This window comes from Actinotignum vesiculae (assembly GCF_051267215.1).
GTDB classification, from domain to species: domain Bacteria; phylum Actinomycetota; class Actinomycetes; order Actinomycetales; family Actinomycetaceae; genus Actinotignum; species Actinotignum schaalii.
In genome coordinates, this window is record NZ_JBOZGG010000005.1 from 1 (window position 1) to 19309 (window position 19309).

The following is a 19309-nucleotide window of genomic DNA, read 5'->3' on the forward strand; positions in this document are numbered from 1 at the left end:
TCTTGTTTCACGGTAGTCATTCTGGTTTATCTCCTAGGTGGTTTTCACCCTCACACACAAACCATTAGACACTCTCTGCGGCCACGATCGTTGCAACCGTTGCCGGTATCGCCCGAAAATTCACGCTCATCCTGTCCATTACACGAAGGATTGATCACCGGAAGTGGTTGATCAGCCCGCCGTATAACTAATAGTTATCAATCGCCTTAACAAGCTACGGGAGGAACTACCTACTGTCCAGTAAGGTGAAACGTGATTCATCTCCGCCAAAGTTCCCAGACGGCTCCCAGCCTGAAAATATTTTGCAAATCTTTACACTTGGAAAATTGGCGTACTATGGCGCTAAAAATCCCCGAAAATGGCACCCCCCCCCCCGCATTTTTTCACGCCACCGTAGCACGGCCCCTTCTAGGACCCTAGACCTAAATTGTTGATTTGAAATAAATTTTCACAGATTAGTAAAGAACTTTATGTTATGAGCACCACACGAAAATTGACGAAAAGTACGCAATGTGTCCATGGTTGTCTAGCGACAAATTTGGCGAGGTAAGCGGCGCCAATTCGTCGCGCTTGTTCGCGAAATAATTGAATACAGCCTCATACCAGGTCTACGATCAAGTTATGTCACGCAAAGATCCCCAGCTCCTTACCGGCCTCCTCACCGGCATGGGAGCCCTGCACTTCATCGCTCCCGAGCCCTTCGATTCCATCATCCCGCCCCAGCTTCCCGGCGAGCCGCGAGCCTATACGTTGGCCTCCGGGGTCGCGGAAATGGTGACGGCCGGACTCATTGCGCACCGCCGCACCCGCAAGCTCGGCGGCGCGGCGGCCATCGCACTGTTCCTCGCCGTTTTCCCGGCGAATATCTACATGGCCTACCAGTGGCGGAATAAGCCCTGGCCGCTCAAGGCGATTGCTTATGGCCGGCTCCCCCTCCAGGCTGTGCTTATTAAGCAGGGGTGGAATCTTATGAAGATCGCTGAGGCGGAAGCTGGCGCCAAGGCTCATGCGAACGCGAAGGCGGATTCCGCGGCGACGAATCACTAAAGAAACGGTGGTGGCGCGAGTGGCCATGGGCCGGTGAGCTGCGGCGTCGTACCTACCTGCGCAGACGCGAGCTGTGCGAAAATTATTGCACAACTGTAAACAACGTGGCGGCCGTTCCTTGTAGGGGAAACGGCCGCCACGTTTGTTGAGATGAAATGCCGGGATGCCGGCAACGCCGGGGCGCTGAGGCGGGCCCGGCTCTGTAGCGGTTAGACAGGCTTAGCGCTATCTAGCCGGGCTTAGCGCTCCACTTCCCCGCGGATGAAGGCTTCCACCGCCGCGCGGGCTTCCTCATCGGGGCGCTGCTGCGCCGGCGACTTCATGAAATAGGAGCTGGCGGAGAGTAGCGGGCCGCCGATGCCGCGGTCGAGGGCGATCTTGGCGGCGCGGATTGCGTCGATGACCACGCCGGCTGAATTCGGGGAATCCCAGACCTCGAGCTTGTATTCCAGCTTGACCGGAATATCGCCGAAATTGCGGCCTTCCAGGCGCACGAAAGCGAATTTGCGGTCCTCGAGCCAGGGCACCCAATCGGAGGGACCCACGTGGATATCGTGCGGGTCGAGGTGCTGGGTGATATTGCTGGTGACCGCCTGGGTTTTGGAAATCTTCTTCGACTCCAGGCGCGAGCGCTGCAACATATTCTTGAAGTCCATATTGCCGCCCACATTGAGCTGGTAGGTGTGATCGAGGGAAATGCCGCGCTCCTCGAAAAGGCGGGCGAGCACCCGGTGGGTAATGGTCGCGCCGATCTGGCTCTTAATATCATCGCCCACAATCGGTACGCCCGCGTCCGTGAACTTCTGGGCCCACTCCGGGTTGGAAGCAATGAAGACCGGCATGCAATTAATCAGGGCGACGCCAGCATCGAGGGCGGCCTGCGCGTAGAACTTCGCGGCCTCTTCGGAGCCGACCGGGAGGTAGGAGACCAGCACATCGGCCCGCGATTCCTTGAGCGCAGCCACCACGTCAACGGGTTCAGCATCGGATTCTGTAATAGTGGCGCGGTAGTACTCCCCCAGGCCATCGAGCGTGGGCCCGCGCAGCACCTCCACACCGGTAGGTGCCACATCACAGATTTTAATTGTGTTATTTTCACTAGCGTTGATCGCGGTGGCCAGGTCAGCGCCGACTTTCTTGGCATCGACATCGAAGGCCGCGACGAACTCGATATCTCGAATATGGTAATCGCCAAATACCACGTGCATAAGGCCCGGGACCGTTTCGCTTTCAGATGCGCCGTGGTAGTAAGTCACGCCCTGCACCAGCGAGGACGCACAATTACCTACTCCCACAATGGCAACGCGAATCGACATACGGTTACTCCTTTGTAGTTATTGATGAAACGTGATTGTTTTTTCAGCCATCGGTGCGGCGGGCGCCGCGGTGAGCGAGACTGAACGGGGCACCTGTTCCCCCCATCACCAAGCCACTATGGCACTTAAATGTGCATTTGTGAAGAGACCTTGCGGGTGGATGTGGTTGAGTCGCGCGCGTGAGGTGGCGTAGGCGCGCGCGGGGATTCGCGGGTGTACGGGAAGTGGGGGGGCGACTTTTTGGCGTCGCCGCCCCACGATGAGTCACATTACTGTGCCGAGTCCGCGGCGCTTAGCTGCGCCGTCGTACCACCATCACTCCTCCCGCTGCCAGGCACGCGAGACCTGCCAGCGTCACGGCCGGGCCGGCCAGGGACGTTCCCGTTTTCACGAGCCGCTCGCGCGGCGTGGGCGTGGTTGTGGGAGTAGGAGTTTGCGAGGATGTTGGCGGTGTTGTTACGGGTGGAGTCGTTGCCGGCGGCGTCGGCGGAGTCGTTTCCGGAACCGACGGAGTCGGGGTCGGCGTGGGAGTGGGCGGCACGATAGAGTTCGTCACCACGAACCCGTCCGTCATATTGCCCGTCACGGCCGAGGTATACCCCTCAACGGCAACTTCCGCGATCTCGTAATTAATGAGATAACCACCCGCGCATTTATCCACTTCAGCGAAGGTGGCCGTCCAGCCTTCCGCTTCACCAACAGTCTTACGGGCGACTTCCTTGCCATCACCGAGCAGAACGAAAGTGATGTTCTCCGGGCGGGTCTGCTTAGCATTATCGTTATCTTGCCAGGCCTTCGTTGCCGAGACATCGGTGGCCAGGGTATTCGTGAACTTGAGGGTGCCATCCGGATTCATGCCCACATCGCTGCGGTACCCGGGCGTGGGAATTTCGGTGATATTGTACTCAACCTCGTTATCTCTCCAGGTAGGGCCGGCAAGCTCGTACCGGGGAACACTAAAAGTAAAATTCCAGTCGTCAACCGTTGAGGGATAATTGATGACCTCGAATTGGTCCTTGCTCGCCTCGTAGCGCGGATTGATCCAGATTTGTTCACTACGATCCTGATAGACCTTGAAGACCGCGTACTTGATCGTTTCCTTCGGCACGTCCGTGAGCAGATTGCCTTCGGCATCGCGCGTGAACTGCGTTCCCCACAGCTCCAGAGTGATGAAATCCGGGTGTTCCTTGGCCGGGCACTCTATCCGCGCGGCCGGACTATCGGCCGGTTGCGCTTGCGCGGAGGATGCGATCCCCAGCAAAGCCAGAAGGAGCGCTACCGCTGCAGCACCGAGTTTTCGCATATACGTCATCTTCGTCCTCCCTTCATCAGCTCAGCCATACCCGGGGCGCAGGACATCATCATCGCCGCATTCCGGTCGCGAAAAGGCGTGTTTTCTTGTTTTCGCGCGGCTGCTTGTCTCATCCTCGCTCATCGAAAACGTGACGTGCGGGCTCTAAGTCCCGCACTTTAAAAACGACGACGCAGCCACCTCCCCCACCAGCACATATGCCACGATGGCGCGGAAAAATTGATTATGAGAAACTGGAGTATGTCCGAAGAAATACGCGTCATCACGCCTAAATATCAAGCCACGCTGGAACCGCCGGTTATCGGAGCTGCGCTTGTGGAGGCATCTATTAGCTACGATGGATTACCGGTGGCGATCTGGAGCACTGCTGAGGACTTGCGTAAGTTTTTCGGGCGGTCAAACGGCGGTTGCACCGCCAACGCATATGTCGATGGAGTCGTTGACGCCCTGCTAACAAGGCATAATGCCGAGGGCAAGGTTATCCAGAAAACACCAATTTTCCGATTTCCCGTCTGTTTCCCCAGTATCCAATCCTTACCTTCGGGAGCTTTTCTTATTATCGGAGGACGATGCTGGTGGTCTGCAGAGGAGAACCGTACCGGCCACAATGCGTTCATCTACGACTTCGAAGGCAAGCTGATTAGAAGCGGAACTGTTGGGGATGCAATATACAAGGTTCAAGCGCTGAGCGATGGAACCTTCTGGACCAGCTACTTCGACGAAGGCATAGGCGACAACCTTGGTTGGGATCCACAGTTTCCAAGCAACGCGTCCAATCTGCGCTCTCGTGAACCATTTGAGGTCACCGGCCTCATTCATTGGAATAGCGAACTGGAACCGATATGGGTTTATCCCACCATGGAAGAACTACGCCCGCAATTCGGTGATCGAGGCGCTTTCTACGCAACGATGTTCCACATATCCTCCATGAATTTTGACGTGGATCAGACGGTCGTTCTTCCAAGTACATCGTGTTCCATCATTACTATTGAAAATCACGAAATTACCAGATACGTCGACACCCAAGGAGAATTCGAGGGGGTACCCGGCGTGGCAATCTCCGGTGACCGCGTCCTTATTTGGTCCTGGCGTGGTAAACCGATTATCACACTCATTGATATCAGCGACGGGTACCGAGTAGTTGAGACCTGCGAGCTACGTTATCCGAAGGAATTCGATACCGACTCGTTCTCATCTTCGAATTACGTCGGACCTACCATCCACGATATTGATGAGGATGGCGTCTGGATAACCCTGGATATCAACGACGTGTGGCCGGATGAGTAGCGTGAGCGGTGCGGCGTCGTCGTACCTTAGCGTGAAAAAGTGAAGCGAGGGAAAGGCTGAAGAAATGCGCGTTATCACGCCCCGGTACCAAGCAACTCTGCAACCGCCAGTTAAGGACGCTGTGCTTGTCCAAGCATCCATTAGTTATCACGGGTTGCCGGTGGTGATCTGGAGCGATGAAGAGGGATACGCGCGGTTCTTTGAACGTAACGAGAATTTTCCGCGGGTTTTCGTTTCCGAAGAAGCGGACGCAATTTTCGCGCTGCACAATGCTGATGGGACCATGCGCATCGCATCGGCACCCGTCGATCTGCCCGTTTCCGTTCCCTGTATCCAATACTTGCCTGACGGTACGTTCCTTGCCGTCGGCGCGCGATGCCGGTGGTCCAGCGACCGGCATGAAGCCACGCACAACGCCTACATCTATACAGTGGACGGGGAACTGGTGCGATCCGGCGTGCTCGGCGATGGTATCCAAGATGTTCAGGCCCTCAGCGATGGCAGCATCTGGACAAGTTATTTCGATGAAGGAATTCTTGATAACTTCGGCTGGGATTTCGGAGTCCGCGGGGAGAAAAGCGGCGAGGCGGAGAACCTCGCGATTGGATTTTGTGGGCTCTGCCGCTGGAATAGCGAGCTGAAAGCCGAATGGCTGTATCCTGACCGGCACGATGTGGAACCGGAGTTCGGTGAGGAGCTGGCCCGCCTGACCTTTATTGCCGATTGCTATGCCATGAATTGCACCGAAGAGCAGACGGTTATTTGCCCCTACTCAGACTTCCCGCTGGTTACGATCGCAGGGGATCGGATTACGCGGATTATTGATACCCGCAAGGAAATACCGCGGCTGAGAGGTTTGGCAGTTTCGGGAAATCACGTGTTGGCCTACGGCGATTACCGCGAACCTATCTGCGCCTTTGCGGATACGAGCAACGGCTATCACGAAATCACCCGCTGCCAGGTACAACACGCGGACGATGCCACGCTTCCGTATTATCCCGCCGGGTCCCGCGGTTCCGCCATCCACTTCATCGACAGCCTGCATCGGTGGTTTGTGCTGGATGTGGATGAGGTGTGGGTGGAAGCGTGAGGCTGGCCTGAGAATACTCCTGTGGCTAGTGTCGGAGCCGAGTTCGATTCCCGGCATCTCCGCCTAACGCTGCTCCCCTCTCCAACACATCTACGTTAACAATTTAAAAATAGGTACAGATTCATACTCCGAAATAGAATTCGGATCTCATTACATAGCAGCGGGAATAGCGCATGCGGCGCCGTCGTTGTAGACTAGTGAATCCACCGCGTTACTGGCGTTGAATGCCGTGCGGGTGGAACTGTTTGATAACAGCATACGGGGATGATCGGTTTCGACGGCGGTAGTTAGTCGGAGGGAAGCGGGCCGAGGATGTAGAGTCACCTCGATAACGCTCTCTGCAACCTATAGGTGCCAAGAACAAGAGCACCGATTTCGCCCTCGCTGCCTAAGCTAAGCGACCTGCGAAATCTGCTGAACTAGGTGTGCTTTCCGCCTAGACCTCAGCATCGTTGAGAAAGCCACTGGTGAGTACGTTTGCTACGGGCGTGCTCGCGACACCAACATAGATAGGTTCGTCAGGGCCTGGTTCGTGTGGAACCCTGGAGCCGAAAACAACTATCAACGAACTGCGCCCGGAGAATACTCCTTTGGCTATCGTCGGACCCGGGTTCGATTCCCGGCATCTCCACTTATGATGAGCACCCGCTCCGATTTTTCGGCGCGGGTGCTTACTTTTGCACGGAGGTTCTTGTAGAATCAGATTGTGGGGAGAGTGATTCAGTATGAGCGCTAATGAAGCTTGGATCGGCCAGCGTATTGCCGCCGCGCGTGCGTGCGTGGGAATGTCGCAGCGCGATTTAGCTGCAAGTTCGGGCCTGTCCCAATCCACAATCCACCGGATAGAGGCGGGGGAACGCCCGGCAGCTCTCATTGAGCTTTCCCTTATTGCTGATGCCTGCGGAGTTCTGGTTGATCATCTACGGGGTACGGACTCAATTCAGAGTGAGGTCCGTTATGCCGGCCGTACGGACACCGCGGGCGCTGAGGGTCTCTATGATTACCTTGTCTACGCTCTTGGTCTTGCCCGGCGCCTTGACGATATTGGAATTCCGGAGGCGGCATGAGCAACGAAGAAATTGCCCGGAAAGCTGCTGCGCAATTCCGCCAGGAACACGATTTAGGATCCGCACCGATTCTCAGCGTGACCCAGCTACTTGAACGCGTTATGAACGTTGGTGTCGCGTTTGTTGTTGGTGCCGCGCCTGGTCACGGGATGGTGGTGGACTGGGAAAATAAGCGGCTTGTTGCGGTGGGTTGTACGGATCAGCCCATGCAGCTACGTTCTACGCTTGCTCATGAACTTGGCCATCTGTGGCTAGGGCATCTTAACCGCCACATGAGCACTTCACAGGAATGGGGCACAGGTACTCCGCGGGAGGATCAGGCAGATGCTTTCGCTCGGCATTTCCTTATGCCAGCAGAAGCTGTAGCTGATGTCATGCAGGAAAAAGAACCCACTCTAGCTGTGTTATCGGATCTTGTTCACAGCTACCTGGTTTCGCCGGCGGACGCTGCCGTGCAGCTTCGTGAGAGTGGTGTTATCGACCAGAGTACATGTGAAGAATGGAGGGATATTCCCGCACCTTCACTTGCCGCGCAATTTGGATGGTTGTCCGAATACAAGCTCCTCGCTGCGCTGGCAGAACAACCACGCGCTCCTCAGAAACTTCTTGCTCGAGCGATTGAAGGCTATCGATGGGGTGCCATTGGCCCGGCCGCTATCGCGCGCCTGACGGGCAGAAATGATTACCACGTTCTGCTTAAAGAGTTGCGAGCAGCTGGAATCACTCCTGTTGAGATGCCGGATGTTACGGCTACTGCCCCTCACGATACCGGGGCGGAATTAACTGCTGAGGAATTGGCCCTTTTGACAGGTGAATCAGGCCGCACCACCCGGGAGCCGGCGATCTCAACGGGCGGATAGTTGCGATGTATATTCTCGACACGGGGCCGATGTAAGCAGCGGTCAAAAAGTAGCCCAATTCCGACGGCCGATCACTCCTTAAGTTCTGGAGCTCTCTGCCTGTGTGCCAAAAGAATAAGCGCACCGGGCCGAGGCGGAATACTGCGGGACTTGTAGCACCGCCCAGCTCAGGGAACCACAACTAAAATCAGAGTGTGAAACGGCAGATTATCTTAACCATGATCGCCGCCCTCGCTCTCACTGCGTGCGGCACCACTAGCAAGTCCAAAGAATCAGCACCAACGCCAACCCCGACTCCCGCAACAACAGCCACATTCAATAAATACAAGGGTAAAAGCCTCGAGGTGAGCATCATCGATAAAACACCTTTTGGCAACTCGAAAAATAATGGGGACGGCACCTGCACTCTGCTCGAGAACGTCGATATCGGTGTATACGAGCAAAGTGATACAAATCGGAATAACGTAATTGCCTTCGGTAGCGCCCCAGCGGGAACCCTGGGCGAGCTTCGGGATAATTTCTGCGCGTATTCGCCAATTCTCACCCTGCCCGCGAAAAGCTGGAACAATGGCGACGCATGGTTCATCGACTACATCACGCCAAGTAAAACCTTCATAAAAGCAATGCATGCGGATCGCACCGTCCGACTGGTCATCTCAGCGAACGGGCTGCGTTAGGTCAGGATGCTGCGCCTTCACAGGGCGACTTCACCAACCCCAAGATGCGCAGCTTCAAGCTGTGCCACTCATTGCAAGGAAACGCTACCGCACCAACCCTTCGCGGCGCCGGGCGGCAGACATCGCCCGCTGCGCCTCCCGGTCCGCTTCGCGCCGGCGGATCGTCTCGCGCTTATCCCATTCCTGCTTGCCCTTGGCCACCGCGATTTCCAGCTTGGCCAGCCCGCGCACGAAATACAGCTCGAGGGGCACAATCGTATAGCCCTTCGCCTCGACCGCGCGCGCCAGCTTCTCGATCTCGGATTTGTGCAGCAGCAGGCGCCGCTTGCGGGTGGGTGCGTGATTCGTCCACGTCCCCATCGCGTAAATCGGGATATTAATCCCGTGCGCGTACACCTGCCCGCGATCCACCTCAATCCAGCCGTCCACCAGCGAGGCCCGGCCCATGCGCAGCGCCTTCACCTCGGTCCCGGATAGCGACATCCCCGCCTCAAAGGTGTCCTCAATGAAATAATCGTGGCGCGCTTTCTTATTGCGCGCGATCACCTGATGCGCATCGGCCGCCGCTTTCGCCTGCTGGGCCGCGCTCAGCTTTCCTTCTTTTTTCTTCGCCACGCGGGCTTCTCCGTTCTAATCCTTGAGTTCGCGCTGATCCGTGATGAGGAACCACACAAAAATCAGGGTTCCGGACAGCAGCACCACCGCCGGCGCGCTCACGTCCAGCAGATGATCGGTGAAGAACGACGGCGCAGCTGCCGCATCGGTATTCACCGTCAAGGTGATAATCAATCCAATAACAAAAGTAGTCACGCCGGTAGCTACCCCGGCTACCGCGATCCCCCGCCGCGTGGCAATCGTATTAATCATGCGGCGTACCATCGCCAGCACAATGAGCGCCGCGAAACCAACCGCGAAAAGCAACGTTCCCACCGCGTAAGGCGAATCGGTAATAGCAGCCCGATCCCACACAAACCAGGCGAGCACCAATCCCAGCACCCCTGTGAGCACCTCGTAGGCGGTTGCCTTGCGCTGCCCACGCGCGTAGCGCTTCTCCAATTGCCGGCGCGAATACTCGCTCACATCAGTTTTCTGCTTCTTCTTCGCCGGCACGGATGCTTCCGCGGAGGTCGGAGCACCTGCGCCCTCGCCAGCCGGAACTGCCTTCTCGGTTTCCCTGGGTTTGGTAGCGGCACCGGGCTGAGCAACCGCCCCGTCCGCCCCAGCCGCCCCGTCCGCCCCAGCCGCCCCGTCCACTCCGGGCTGAGCAACCGCTCCGGCCGGTTTCTCTGTTCCAGATGAGCTGCCCGGCCGTTGCGGCGTCGTCGTACTAGAAACGCCCGGCGCGGTGTCACGTACGGTTGAGGCTGCGTCGGTGGTGGGAGCGGGATCGGTTGAGCCGTGTGCTTGTGTCATGACATCCTCTTCGTCAACTTCGCGTCAGGCCGCTCCTGGCGCCGGGCCATTTGGCCGCGCGAGGCGAGCGGGTAGCGCCGCGCTATTCGTAGAATCCGGGCAGGGACATCGGGTCGATGACCACGCCGTCCTGCCACACCTCAAAGTGTACGTGGCAACCGGTGACCATGCCCGTCATGCCGGTCCAGCCGATCACATCGCCCTGGCCCACGCTCTGCCCCACGGACACATTGAAACCGGAGAGGTGGTTATACACCACCACGTAGGACGAGCCGTTGATATAGCCGAGGTTGAGGATGACCTGGTTGCCGTGCGTGCCGTTGCCGGAGGCCGGGCGCACCGCCGCCACCACCCCGGCGGCCGCCGCGTATTGCGGATTACCGCAGGCCGAACGCAAGTCCACGCCCTCGTGCATCCACCAGCCGCCGTCGAAGGGATAGACCCGCATCCCGAAGGGCGAAGTCACGTAAAGCGGGGCCGGCACGGGCGGAATGAGCGCACCCGAAGCTGCCGGGGGCGCCGCCGGGGCACCTCCCCCGCCACCGCCCTGAGCTGCCGCTTCCGCGGCGCGCCGCCGGTTTTCTTCGTCAATGCGGGCGATCTGCGCGGCGGTATCATCGCGGGCCGCGTTCATGGCCGACAGCGAGTTCTGGAATTCCCCGCGCCGGGCCTCCAAAGCCTGGGATTGCTGGGTGACGGAAGCTTCCAGGTCCGCGAGCTCCTTGGTGCGGGCCGCGGCCTGCGCTTCCTTCGTTTTCTTTTCCGCCACCGCGGCATCGGCCTGGCTCTTGAGCTGGGAGATCTCCCCCTGCACTGCCTTTTGCCGCTGGGCGCGGGTCCGGTTCGCGGCCGTGGTTTGGGTGACGTCGGTGAGAGTTTGGGATTGCACCCGGGTGATCGCCTGGTTTGCGGACAGCGCATTGAAGAAATCCGCGCTCGATTTCGCGCCGATCAGGAGCTCCACGGTGGAAACCCGATTATCGCCGCGATATTCGGAACGCGCAATCTCGCCGAGGTTATCGCGCGTTTCGCTCAGTTTCTTCTCCCCCTGGGCAATCGAGGTGGTGATGGAATCGAGCTCCCCCTCGGCCGCATCCAGGCGCGCACCGATCTTTTCCTGTTCGCGCTGGGCTGCTGCGGCGTCGTTCTGCGCCTGCAATAACGCGGCCTGCGCCCCGGGGACCTGCGCCTGCGTTTCTTGCAACTTGAGGTAGACGTTCTGCAAATCCACGTCCACGCCCTCGAGGGAGGAACGCAGATTCTCAATTTCAGCTTCCTGCTGTTCTTGCTGGCGGACGAGGTCATCGCGGTCATCGGCACGCGCCGGCGTCGCTAACCCGGCAAGGCCCAGCGCCCCCGCAGCCAGCGCTCCCAACCATCGTCTGCTCCCGATTCTCACCGGTTCACCTTTCCTATCCGTATGCGGTACGACGACGCCGCGGCGCCGTCGCCCCACGTTCACTACACGCGCGCGTACCTGCGCAAAGCGATCCAGGATGCCAGGCCGGACACCACAACCGAACCGATGAGCAGCCAGGGCGCTACCTGGAGGGCTTCGCTGACGCCGATCACGCGAATCCACGGCAGCGATTGGGAAATCCAGTCCTCGAGCAGGAATTTCGCTGCCAGCCACAGCCCGCCGACCGCGAAAACTGCGCCGACGAGCGAGGCGATAATTCCTTCAAGGATGAAGGGCAGCTCAATGAAGAAATTCGAGGCGCCCACGTAGCGCATAATCCCCGTTTCGTTACGCCGCGACATTGCCGAGAGGCGGATCGTGGTGGGGATGAGGAGGAGCGCGGTGAGGATCATGACCGCGGCCAGCCCGCCGGCAATCGCGGTGAAGCGGTTGAGGGTGGCGAAGACCGGCTCGATTTGTTCGCGCTGGTCGTACACGCTCTGCACTCCGGGGCGGTTGCCGAGGTCTTCCACGAGGACCTGGTACTTTTCCGGGTCGTGTAATTTGACGCGGAAGGAGACCTGCATCTGGTCGGCGGTCACCGTGTCACGCCACACCGAATCGCCCATTTGTTCGCGGTAGTTCGCGAAGGCTTCTTCTTTGGTTTCGAATTCGTAGCGCTCCACCTGGGAGGCGAGCGGTTCGGTGGTCAGGGCGGTATCGATGGCCTTGATTTGTTCCTCGGTGGCTTCGTTACCGGCGCAGGGTTCGGTGGCGTCATTCGCCGCGCACATAAACACCGAGACTTCCACCTGGCTATACCAATCGGCACGCAGGTGGCTGATCTGGGTTTGGAGCAGCGCCGCCGCACCCACGAAAAGCAGGGAAACGAAAGTGACGAGGGAAACCGAGGCAGCCATCGCCTTGTTATTGATAAGTCCCTTGAATGTTTGGGACAGGACGAAACGACTGCGCATTAGTGTTGCCCTCCTCCGTACTGGCCGCGATCCTGATCGCGGACGATCACGCCGTTGGCCAGCTCAATAACGCGTTTACGCATCTGATTGACGACGGTGGCATCATGGGTGGCCATGACCACCGTGGTTCCCGAGCGGTTGATGCGATCCAGGAGGCGCATAATCGACAGCCCGGTATTTTGATCCAGGTTGCCGGTCGGTTCGTCGGCGAGGAGGATTTCGGGGCGATTGACCATGGCGCGGGCGATGGCCACGCGCTGCTGTTCCCCGCCCGAAAGTTCGTTCATGCGGCGACGTTCCTTGCCGTCCAGGCCCACCATTTCCAGCACTTCCGGCACTTCGGTGCGGATGCGGTGGCGGGGCGCGCCGATGACCTGGAGCGCGAGCGCCACGTTATCGTGCACGTTCTTATCGGGAAGGAGCCGGAAATCTTGGAACACCGTGCCGATGCGGCGCCGCAGGAAGGGAACGCGCCGCTGGGAAACAGTGGCGAGATCCTTGCCGAGCACCTCGATTTTTCCGGATGTTGGCCGTTCGGCAACGTTGATGAGCGAAAGCATCGTTGATTTTCCCGAACCGGAGGGGCCCACGAGGAAAACGAATTCGCCGCGGTCAATATCCGCGCTCACCGAGTCCAGCGCGGGTTTCGCGCCCTTCTGGTAGAGCTTCGTCACCTTGGTAAATGTGATCATAAACTTGCCCTTAGATTACTACTATCGTGCTTTACCCTACGGAACAGGCCGTAAAATCGCGCGGGACGCGCCGCGTACCCGGGGAAATTCATGCGTTTTCTCCCCCGCTTTCCCCACTTAGTCACCGGTTTTGTCGCCTGCCTTGTCGGTGGTCTTTTCGCTGGTCTTGCTGCCGGTTTTATCGCTGCTCTTTTCGCTCGCTTTTTCTCCGGCTTTTTCGCCGGCTTTTTCGCCGGTGGCGCGCCAGCGGATACCGGCGTCAATGAAGCCGTCAATATCGCCGTCGAAAATCGCGTCGGTATTCCCCGATTCGTACCCGGTGCGCAGATCCTTGACCATCTGGTAGGGCTGGAGCACGTAGGAACGCATCTGGTCGCCCCACGAGGCTTTGATATCTCCGCGCAATTCTTTCTTTTCGCGCGCTTCCTCTTCCTGCTTGAGGAGGAGCAGGCGCGATTGCAGAACCCGCATCGCGGCAGCGCGGTTTTGGATCTGCGATTTCTCATCCTGCATGGAGACCACAATCCCGGTGGGAAGGTGGGTGATACGCACCGCGGAATCGGTGGTATTCACGGACTGGCCGCCCGGCCCGGAAGAACGGAACACATCGATACGAATATCGGTATCGGGAATATCGATATGGTCGGTTTGTTCGATCAGCGGAATAACTTCGACGGCGGCGAAGGAGGTCTGGCGCCGCCCCTGGTTATCGAAAGGCGAGATACGCACCAACCGGTGGGTCCCGGCTTCCACCGAGAGCGTGCCGTATGCGTAGGGAGCGCTCACCTCAAAGGTGGTTGATTTCAGCCCGGCTTCTTCCGCGTAGGAGGTATCGAGCACCTTGGTGGCGTAGCCGCTGCGTTCAGCCCAGCGCAGGTACATGCGCTGAAGCATCTGCGCGAAATCGGCCGCGTCCACTCCCCCGGCCCCGGAACGAATCGTCACCACCGCATCGCGCTCATCGTATTTGCCGGAGAGCAGGGTGCGGATCTGGAGTTCTTCCAGCGCCTTTTCGGTGCTCGTCATCTCTTCGCCGAGCGCTTCGTAGAGTTCCCGAGCCGAAGCCGGATCCGAGAGTTCTTCTTCCTGCGCGATTTCAAGGAGCGCACCGGCATCGTCAATACGGGTGCGCATTTTCTCGAGTTTCTCCAGTTCGCTTTGTGCGTGGGAGAGTTTCGAGGTGACCTCTTGGGCGCGGGCGGTATCATCCCAGAGCCCGGGCGCGGAGGATTCTTCCGTCAGCGCGGCGATACGCGCGGTGAGGCCCTCCACATCGGTCACCGCTTCGATTTGGTGAAAAACACTGCGCAGATGGTCAAGACGTTCGGAAAAATCACTCACGGCATAAGGCTACCTCAGGTCAAGGCGCGCCCGGGCCTGCGCACGTATCGGCACGGGAAGGTCCAGTACCGGAAGCCGCACCGTTTTTTCCAGGGCGACGACGACGCCGGCGCTATCCGCGCCGGTATCTGGCAGCACGCGCTCCGCGGGGAACGTTGCGGCGGCGAGCTGGCGCACGATGGCCGGGCTGGGATGGCAATCGCTCAGGGGAGCGCTGCTGAAATAGCATTCTCGCGTGATCTCTTGGCTGATCGCGAGCGCGGCCGAATCGGCCTGCCCCTGGAGTACGTGCCGGGCGGTGAGGACGGTGGCGAGGTAGATGAAGCCTAAGCACAGCACGGCACTGAGCGCCCAGGTTCCCAGGCCTAGGATGAAGATATTGCCGCGTTCCCGGGGTGCTGCTTGTGTCTGCAGTGCCGGAGATTTCGCCAGGGCGTTCACGGCCGTGCCTCTCGAAAACGGTCCACGGTTGTTCACGGCCGCGCCTCTCGGAAACGATCCACGGTTGTTGATGCGCTCTGCTCGATAAGAACAGTGCGCCGGAAATAAACGAGCGGAACCGAGACCTCGACCGTGACGGTGACGCGCTCGCCCGGGCTTAGGCACGGGTGTGCGGAGCAGGAGATCCGCGGGGGCGCGCCGCTTAGGCCGGCGCCGCTAACCGCAGCATCGCTCACCGCGGCGTGGACAACCGCCCGTGCTCGCGCTGTTCCGCTGGCCGTGTTGTCCGCAGTTGCGAAACTGCGGGCTGCTTCCTGGGCTGCCTGCGCGGCGACCGCTCGGGCGCGGGTAATCCCGGTGCTTTCCACGGTAAACATGAGGAGCGGGAGAACAAGCACAATAAGGACCGCGAGGGCTTCCAAGGTGCCGTTTCCCTTTTCGCGGATGCTTCGGTGGTTCACCTGGTTTTTCATAACCGTACTTCTTTCGCGGGTGGTGGGTGGGCGTGCGCCCCGCGAGCGGTGAGGACGTGTGCGTGGGCTCGCAGCCCTACCCGGCTGGTTCCTAAGAGGGAGGAATATGTTCCCGTGATCTCGACTCGTAGGAAGTCCTCTTCCCCGATCCGGATCATGCTCGCGCTGGCTGTGCACTGACAGGAGGGTAGGCGCGCGGTGATGTCTGCGGTGGCCTGCGTGGCTATCTCGGGCAGGCTGAGCTGGCGTACCGCTCCCGCGCGCGCAGCCCGCGCCGCACAATCACGTACCTGTTCGATAGCAAAGACGCGGGCTCCGAGAACCGCGAGTGCCAGGGCAGCGAGGACCACCACCCCGGCGAGGAGGCAGAAATCAACGACTGAACTGCCGCGTTCGGAAGTGGGAGCAAAGGGACCACGTGCCGGTGTCATGAAAAACTCGAGATGCGTTCGATGGCGGTGGAGAAGAGATTCGTGAGGGCCGGGCCGGCTACTGCCCAGATAGCGAGCACCAGGCCGACGGTCATGAGGGTGACAAGTACCCAGCCGGGCACGTCCCCGCGTTCGCCGGAATCCGGAGCGGTCCACGTTGCGGTTGGTAAATCAGGGCGGATAAGCGCGCCGTGCGTACTCACTGGCATGAATGTTCCTTTCGCTAGATGGTTGGTTGTGGCGATGGTTTATGGGGAGTTCAAGGGAAGGAAGGTGAGTCGGGCCAGGCCCGGGTAGAGGGCGATGACCACGATGAAGGGCAGGATAAGGAAAACAACGGGGATCATCATGAGGATTTCGCGGCGGCCTCCGCGTTCGAGGAGTTGGCGGCGCGCGTAATCTCGTGCTTCTTCGGCTTGTACCCGCAAGGTGTCTGCGAGTGGGGAACCGTGGACGATTGCGGCAAGCAAGGCTTCACAGAGGCTTTGCAAGGCAGGGTTGCGTATCCGGTCGTTGAGGCGGCGCAGGGCCGTCGTGAGTGGGTCTCCGGCATAGACATCCCCGAGGGTTCGCCGCAGTTCTTTTCCCAAGGCTCCGCCGGCGAAGCTCGCAACGTATTCGATAGCTCCCACGATGCTGGTGCCCGCCCCCACCGCGATGCTCAGGAGGTGGGCAATATCGGGAAGTTCAGCGGTGATAGCACTGTCGCGGCGGCGTAGGCGCGCGGTGAGCTGAGAGTCCACAGCGAGGATGGCACCGATGAGGAAAAGCACGGGGCAGGCGGCCGCGAGCGCCGCGGGTAATCCGCGGGCGAGGCAGGCTAGCCCGAGCGCGATACCGGCTGCTCCGGCGAGTACTCCCGCGCGTAATTGGGCAAACCGGAAGTCTGCGACGTCGCCCTCCCCTAAACGGTGGAGGCGGCCCGTGACCGATGCGTGAGTGGAACCGAATTTTTCCGCGCCGCGCAGCATCATTCTGATGACGCGATGAGGCAGGCGCGGGCGGGCACCGCCCAGGTAGGGCGCGATGCGTGAGACCAGTGCGGGGCCTGGCCAGAGCCACCACCAGCCCAGGAGTACGAGGCCAGCCGCGGTGATGCTCCCGGTAAGTGCGGGAACAAGTGCGGGAAGGGTAAGAAGCATAGGAGCGGTCCCTTCTATACTGCGGCGCGGCGGGCGCGACTGGGACGGGGTGGCGAGGACAGGCTGGTCGACGGGCCGGCCGTTGCGGCCGCCGGCACAGTAGTCAGTGAGGATCCCGGTGATACTCCTGGTGAGGCTCCCGGTGATGTTTCCGGTGAGCCGGCCAGGACTCGTTGCTCTTCGGGGAGTCGGCCGAGGCGGAGCATGAGCCCGTAGGCGAGCAGTGTGGCGCCCAGGCCAACCAACAGGATGAGGGTGCCGGTTGGCGAGGTGAAGGCGTCCATCGTGCCTGGCCTGGTGGAGAGCAGGAGGAGAACGAGCCACGGGGCGAGTGCTGCCACCCGGGCCGCATTGACGGTCCATGATTGCCGGGCGAGGAGTTCGCCCCGGGCCCGGTTTTCTGCTCGCAGGGAGAGCGCGAGGGATTCCAGGACGCGAGGTAGATCGCGGCCGCCGTGGCGCACCGCGAGCCGAAGAATTTCGAGGACCCGGTCCGATACCGGATCGTGGAAGGAATCTTTGAGGCGGGTCAAGGATGCATCAAAACTTCCGGTTGTTTCTAGGTGGGTGGCGAAGGAACGCAGCGCAGGAGGTGCGTCTGGCCGGGTGGCGAGATAGAGAAGAGCTTCGGGGATAGTACGCCCGGCCCGGAGGGAGGACAGCAGCTTATCGATGCGGTCGGGCCAGGCAAGGCGCTGCGTATCCCGCGCTTTCCTACCGGCGTGACGGGAATGCCAGAACGGCAGCCAGAGCCCTACTACTCCCCCGGCGGCGGCGAGGAAAGGATGCCCGGTACCGAGCACGGCAGCTAAGGTCAGGCCGAGACCGCAGCAGATACTTATCCCGAGCTGGCGCCAGGAAATTGCGGCGCGAGCCGACCCGAGGCGCCCCGGTTGTCCCGGCCAGCGCGGGCCGTCCGGCGAGTGCGAGCCGCGCATCCTGCGCGGGCGATCCGAACTGCACACCTCCGCCGAACTGGATAGAGCACGAATAACCGTGAGGATTCCGGTGGTGAGTAAAGCTCCAACGATCAATCCCATGATCAGCTCACCGCCCGGGTAAGAATGCTTCCATCTGGCCCAAGGCCCATGACCTCCAGGATTTGAGCGACCCTGCGCTGCCCGCTGGCCGCCCGGGTTACGTGGATGACGAGGTTAATGGTGGCGGCAACGGTGGGCGTCACGAAGCTTGGCGTGATGTTTTCGCCGGCGAGGAGCGGGAGAATCTCCAATTTCGTGAGGGCTTCCCGCGCGCTATTGGCGTGAATAGTGCAGGCCCCGGGAATGCCCGCATTGAGGGCCACAAGAAGATCGAAGGCTTCCGCCCCGCGTACTTCTCCGATAACGATGCGGTCCGGGCGCATACGTAGGCTTTCGCGCACGAGGTCGCGGAGCGTCACCGCGCCGCGCCCTTCCAGGGACGGCGGGCGCGTTTGCATCGCAATAACGTCGGGAAGGTCAATGCCCAGCTCAAAAACTTCTTCAGCGCTGATAAGCCGTTCGGTTGGCGCTATCCCGCCGAGGAGCGCACGCAGGAGGGTGGTTTTACCGGCCCCGGTTGATCCCGATACCAAAATATTGCGCCCGGCGCTCATGGCTGCACTCAGGTAGTCTGCCTGCGCTCCTTCCAGCATCTGCACATTCACCAGATCGCTGAGCTTGCGGGCCCGGACCGTGTATTTTCTGATATTGATCGCCCAGTGTCGCGCGGTGATATCGGGGATGGCCACGTGGAGGCGTTCCCCGGTGGGCAGCTGGGCATCAACAAACGGGGTAGAGAGGTCCAGGCGCCGCCCGGAGGCATAGAGCATCCGCTCCACCAAGGTGTGGATCTCACTTTCTGCCATCGTGAGATCAATACGAGTGGAAACACCGGAGCGGGCCACAAATATTTTATCCGGGGCATTGATCCAGATTTCTTCGACCTGCGGGTCGTCGAAGAATTCTTGTAACGGTCCGTACCCGCTCAACTGGGAGATGAGGTGGGAGCGTACGCTCTCCGTATCCGCCAAGGCTGCGTGGTCCCCGCGCACTGATTCGTCATTAAAAGTGGTGAGGGTTTCTCCCACGATGGTTTCCAAGAAGGCGGCGTCACGGCGCGGATCAATTCCGCGGTGTCGAATCGTTTCCCGCACACGTTCTTCTATGCCCTGCCGGCTAGCGGAAGCAGCGCGATATGCACGGCTGGCCAGGTGCGGTGGGCGAGCCGAGGCGAGGCCCGCGGGCCGGGGATATGCCGTGTCGTGCATGGCACCTCCTTTGAATATTGGGGTGGTGATCGTGGTGAGCTGCTCTCACTTTAGGGTCTCCCGCGTCCAGGAAAAGCACCTAGCCGGCTGGCTGTG

Annotated in this window: 20 protein-coding genes, 1 other RNA gene and 1 pseudogene; 7 read left to right on the forward strand and 15 right to left on the reverse strand. The window is 59.9% G+C overall.

Annotated elements, in window-relative coordinates:
• Positions 1-621 precede the first annotated feature (621 nt).
• The gene (locus tag ACRQHG_RS03775) at positions 622-1047 is read left to right on the forward strand and encodes a DoxX family protein (protein ID WP_435719589.1); all 426 of its coding nucleotides are present in this window, start codon (positions 622-624) and stop codon (positions 1045-1047) included.
• A 239-nt stretch (positions 1048-1286) separates the two neighbouring features.
• Here ACRQHG_RS03775 and ACRQHG_RS03780 read toward each other — a convergent pair whose 3' ends face one another.
• Positions 1287-2363, reverse strand: a complete 1077-nt coding sequence (locus ACRQHG_RS03780; RefSeq protein ID WP_435713682.1) for an inositol-3-phosphate synthase — start codon at positions 2361-2363, stop codon at positions 1287-1289.
• Positions 2364-2655: 292 nt separating this feature from the next.
• Positions 2656-3675: a Cna B-type domain-containing protein gene (locus ACRQHG_RS03785; protein WP_435713211.1), complete on the reverse strand. Its 1020-nt coding sequence runs from the start codon at positions 3673-3675 to the stop codon at positions 2656-2658.
• Positions 3676-3915: 240 nt separating this feature from the next.
• Here ACRQHG_RS03785 and ACRQHG_RS03790 point away from each other — a divergent pair, with 240 nt between their 5' ends.
• The 6 genes from ACRQHG_RS03790 to ACRQHG_RS03815 all read left to right on the forward strand — a co-directional run bounded on the left by ACRQHG_RS03790 (position 3916) and on the right by ACRQHG_RS03815 (position 8656).
• Complete coding sequence (locus ACRQHG_RS03790) at positions 3916-4962, forward strand: hypothetical protein (RefSeq protein WP_435713212.1); 1047 nt, start codon at positions 3916-3918, stop codon at positions 4960-4962.
• 121 nt (positions 4963-5083) lie between these two features.
• Positions 5084-6052 (forward strand): YxiH-YxzG fusion protein, encoded by a 969-nt coding sequence (locus tag ACRQHG_RS03795; protein WP_435713213.1) that lies wholly within the window; start codon positions 5084-5086, stop codon positions 6050-6052.
• Between the two features lie 260 nt (positions 6053-6312).
• Positions 6313-6686, forward strand: a transfer-messenger RNA (tmRNA) gene (gene ssrA, locus ACRQHG_RS03800).
• Between the two features lie 91 nt (positions 6687-6777).
• Entirely contained in the window at positions 6778-7119 is a 342-nt protein-coding gene (locus ACRQHG_RS03805) for a helix-turn-helix domain-containing protein (RefSeq protein ID WP_435713214.1), read from the forward strand.
• Positions 7116-7979, forward strand: coding sequence for an ImmA/IrrE family metallo-endopeptidase (locus tag ACRQHG_RS03810; protein WP_435713215.1), 864 nt, complete (start codon positions 7116-7118; stop codon positions 7977-7979). The genes ACRQHG_RS03805 and ACRQHG_RS03810 overlap by 4 nt, the downstream gene beginning before the upstream one ends.
• 194 nt (positions 7980-8173) lie before the next feature.
• Positions 8174-8656, forward strand: coding sequence for a hypothetical protein (locus tag ACRQHG_RS03815; RefSeq protein ID WP_435713216.1), 483 nt, complete (start codon positions 8174-8176; stop codon positions 8654-8656).
• Positions 8657-8740: 84 nt separating this feature from the next.
• Here the strand turns inward: ACRQHG_RS03815 and smpB are convergent, their stop codons facing one another.
• The 13 genes and pseudogenes from smpB to ACRQHG_RS03880 all read right to left on the reverse strand — a co-directional run bounded on the left by smpB (position 8741) and on the right by ACRQHG_RS03880 (position 19213).
• The gene (gene smpB, locus ACRQHG_RS03820; RefSeq protein ID WP_026429507.1) at positions 8741-9271 is read right to left on the reverse strand and encodes an SsrA-binding protein SmpB; all 531 of its coding nucleotides are present in this window, start codon (positions 9269-9271) and stop codon (positions 8741-8743) included.
• A gap of 15 nt (positions 9272-9286) precedes the next feature.
• A complete protein-coding gene (locus tag ACRQHG_RS03825; RefSeq protein WP_435713217.1) occupies positions 9287-10069 on the reverse strand; it encodes a hypothetical protein in 783 nt (260 codons plus the stop codon).
• Between the two features lie 82 nt (positions 10070-10151).
• Positions 10152-11468 (reverse strand): murein hydrolase activator EnvC family protein, encoded by a 1317-nt coding sequence (locus ACRQHG_RS03830; protein WP_435713218.1) that lies wholly within the window; start codon positions 11466-11468, stop codon positions 10152-10154.
• Between the two features lie 62 nt (positions 11469-11530).
• Complete coding sequence (gene ftsX, locus ACRQHG_RS03835) at positions 11531-12445, reverse strand: permease-like cell division protein FtsX (protein WP_435719591.1); 915 nt, start codon at positions 12443-12445, stop codon at positions 11531-11533.
• The gene (gene ftsE, locus ACRQHG_RS03840; RefSeq protein ID WP_026429511.1) at positions 12445-13137 is read right to left on the reverse strand and encodes a cell division ATP-binding protein FtsE; all 693 of its coding nucleotides are present in this window, start codon (positions 13135-13137) and stop codon (positions 12445-12447) included. Before ftsE ends, ftsX begins: the two co-directional genes overlap by 1 nt.
• A 222-nt stretch (positions 13138-13359) precedes the next feature.
• Positions 13360-14478, reverse strand: a pseudogene (gene prfB, locus ACRQHG_RS03845) (peptide chain release factor 2); the annotation flags it as partial.
• A 9-nt stretch (positions 14479-14487) separates the two neighbouring features.
• Positions 14488-14919, reverse strand: coding sequence for a hypothetical protein (locus ACRQHG_RS03850; RefSeq protein ID WP_435710874.1), 432 nt, complete (start codon positions 14917-14919; stop codon positions 14488-14490).
• Positions 14920-14951: 32 nt separating this feature from the next.
• A complete protein-coding gene (locus tag ACRQHG_RS03855; RefSeq protein ID WP_435710876.1) occupies positions 14952-15392 on the reverse strand; it encodes a hypothetical protein in 441 nt (146 codons plus the stop codon).
• Positions 15389-15823 carry a hypothetical protein gene (locus tag ACRQHG_RS03860; RefSeq protein WP_435713219.1) on the reverse strand — a complete coding sequence of 145 codons (435 nt, stop codon included), beginning with the start codon at positions 15821-15823 and terminating at the stop codon, positions 15389-15391. The genes ACRQHG_RS03855 and ACRQHG_RS03860 overlap by 4 nt, the downstream gene beginning before the upstream one ends.
• Positions 15820-16032 carry a hypothetical protein gene (locus tag ACRQHG_RS03865; protein WP_435710880.1) on the reverse strand — a complete coding sequence of 71 codons (213 nt, stop codon included), beginning with the start codon at positions 16030-16032 and terminating at the stop codon, positions 15820-15822. The genes ACRQHG_RS03860 and ACRQHG_RS03865 overlap by 4 nt, the downstream gene beginning before the upstream one ends.
• Positions 16033-16071: 39 nt before the next feature.
• A complete protein-coding gene (locus ACRQHG_RS03870) occupies positions 16072-16965 on the reverse strand; it encodes a type II secretion system F family protein (protein ID WP_435719592.1) in 894 nt (297 codons plus the stop codon).
• Between the two features lie 14 nt (positions 16966-16979).
• Entirely contained in the window at positions 16980-18005 is a 1026-nt protein-coding gene (locus tag ACRQHG_RS03875; RefSeq protein ID WP_435713221.1) for a type II secretion system F family protein, read from the reverse strand.
• 2 nt (positions 18006-18007) lie between these two features.
• On the reverse strand, positions 18008-19213 hold the full coding sequence (locus ACRQHG_RS03880) for a TadA family conjugal transfer-associated ATPase (protein ID WP_435719593.1): 1206 nt from the start codon (positions 19211-19213) through the stop codon (positions 18008-18010).
• Between the last annotated feature and the right edge of the window lie 96 nt (positions 19214-19309).

What these genes read in the sequence shown, in the direction of transcription:
- ACRQHG_RS03775 (WP_435719589.1), top strand. Translation starts at nt 622, where the DNA reads ATGTCACGCAAAGATCCCCAGCTCCTTACCGGCCTCCTCACCGGCATG.
- ACRQHG_RS03780 (WP_435713682.1), bottom strand. Translation starts at nt 2,363, where the DNA reads ATGTCGATTCGCGTTGCCATTGTGGGAGTAGGTAATTGTGCGTCCTCG.
- ACRQHG_RS03785 (WP_435713211.1), bottom strand. Translation starts at nt 3,675, where the DNA reads ATGACGTATATGCGAAAACTCGGTGCTGCAGCGGTAGCGCTCCTTCTG.
- ACRQHG_RS03790 (WP_435713212.1), top strand. Translation starts at nt 3,916, where the DNA reads ATGTCCGAAGAAATACGCGTCATCACGCCTAAATATCAAGCCACGCTG.
- ACRQHG_RS03805 (WP_435713214.1), top strand. Translation starts at nt 6,778, where the DNA reads ATGAGCGCTAATGAAGCTTGGATCGGCCAGCGTATTGCCGCCGCGCGT.
- ACRQHG_RS03810 (WP_435713215.1), top strand. Translation starts at nt 7,116, where the DNA reads ATGAGCAACGAAGAAATTGCCCGGAAAGCTGCTGCGCAATTCCGCCAG.
- ACRQHG_RS03825 (WP_435713217.1), bottom strand. Translation starts at nt 10,069, where the DNA reads ATGACACAAGCACACGGCTCAACCGATCCCGCTCCCACCACCGACGCA.
- ftsX (WP_435719591.1), bottom strand. Translation starts at nt 12,445, where the DNA reads ATGCGCAGTCGTTTCGTCCTGTCCCAAACATTCAAGGGACTTATCAAT.
- ftsE (WP_026429511.1), bottom strand. Translation starts at nt 13,137, where the DNA reads ATGATCACATTTACCAAGGTGACGAAGCTCTACCAGAAGGGCGCGAAA.
- ACRQHG_RS03855 (WP_435710876.1), bottom strand. Translation starts at nt 15,392, where the DNA reads ATGAAAAACCAGGTGAACCACCGAAGCATCCGCGAAAAGGGAAACGGC.
- ACRQHG_RS03860 (WP_435713219.1), bottom strand. Translation starts at nt 15,823, where the DNA reads ATGACACCGGCACGTGGTCCCTTTGCTCCCACTTCCGAACGCGGCAGT.
- ACRQHG_RS03865 (WP_435710880.1), bottom strand. Translation starts at nt 16,032, where the DNA reads ATGCCAGTGAGTACGCACGGCGCGCTTATCCGCCCTGATTTACCAACC.
- ACRQHG_RS03870 (WP_435719592.1), bottom strand. Translation starts at nt 16,965, where the DNA reads ATGCTTCTTACCCTTCCCGCACTTGTTCCCGCACTTACCGGGAGCATC.
- ACRQHG_RS03875 (WP_435713221.1), bottom strand. Translation starts at nt 18,005, where the DNA reads ATGGGATTGATCGTTGGAGCTTTACTCACCACCGGAATCCTCACGGTT.
- ACRQHG_RS03880 (WP_435719593.1), bottom strand. Translation starts at nt 19,213, where the DNA reads ATGCACGACACGGCATATCCCCGGCCCGCGGGCCTCGCCTCGGCTCGC.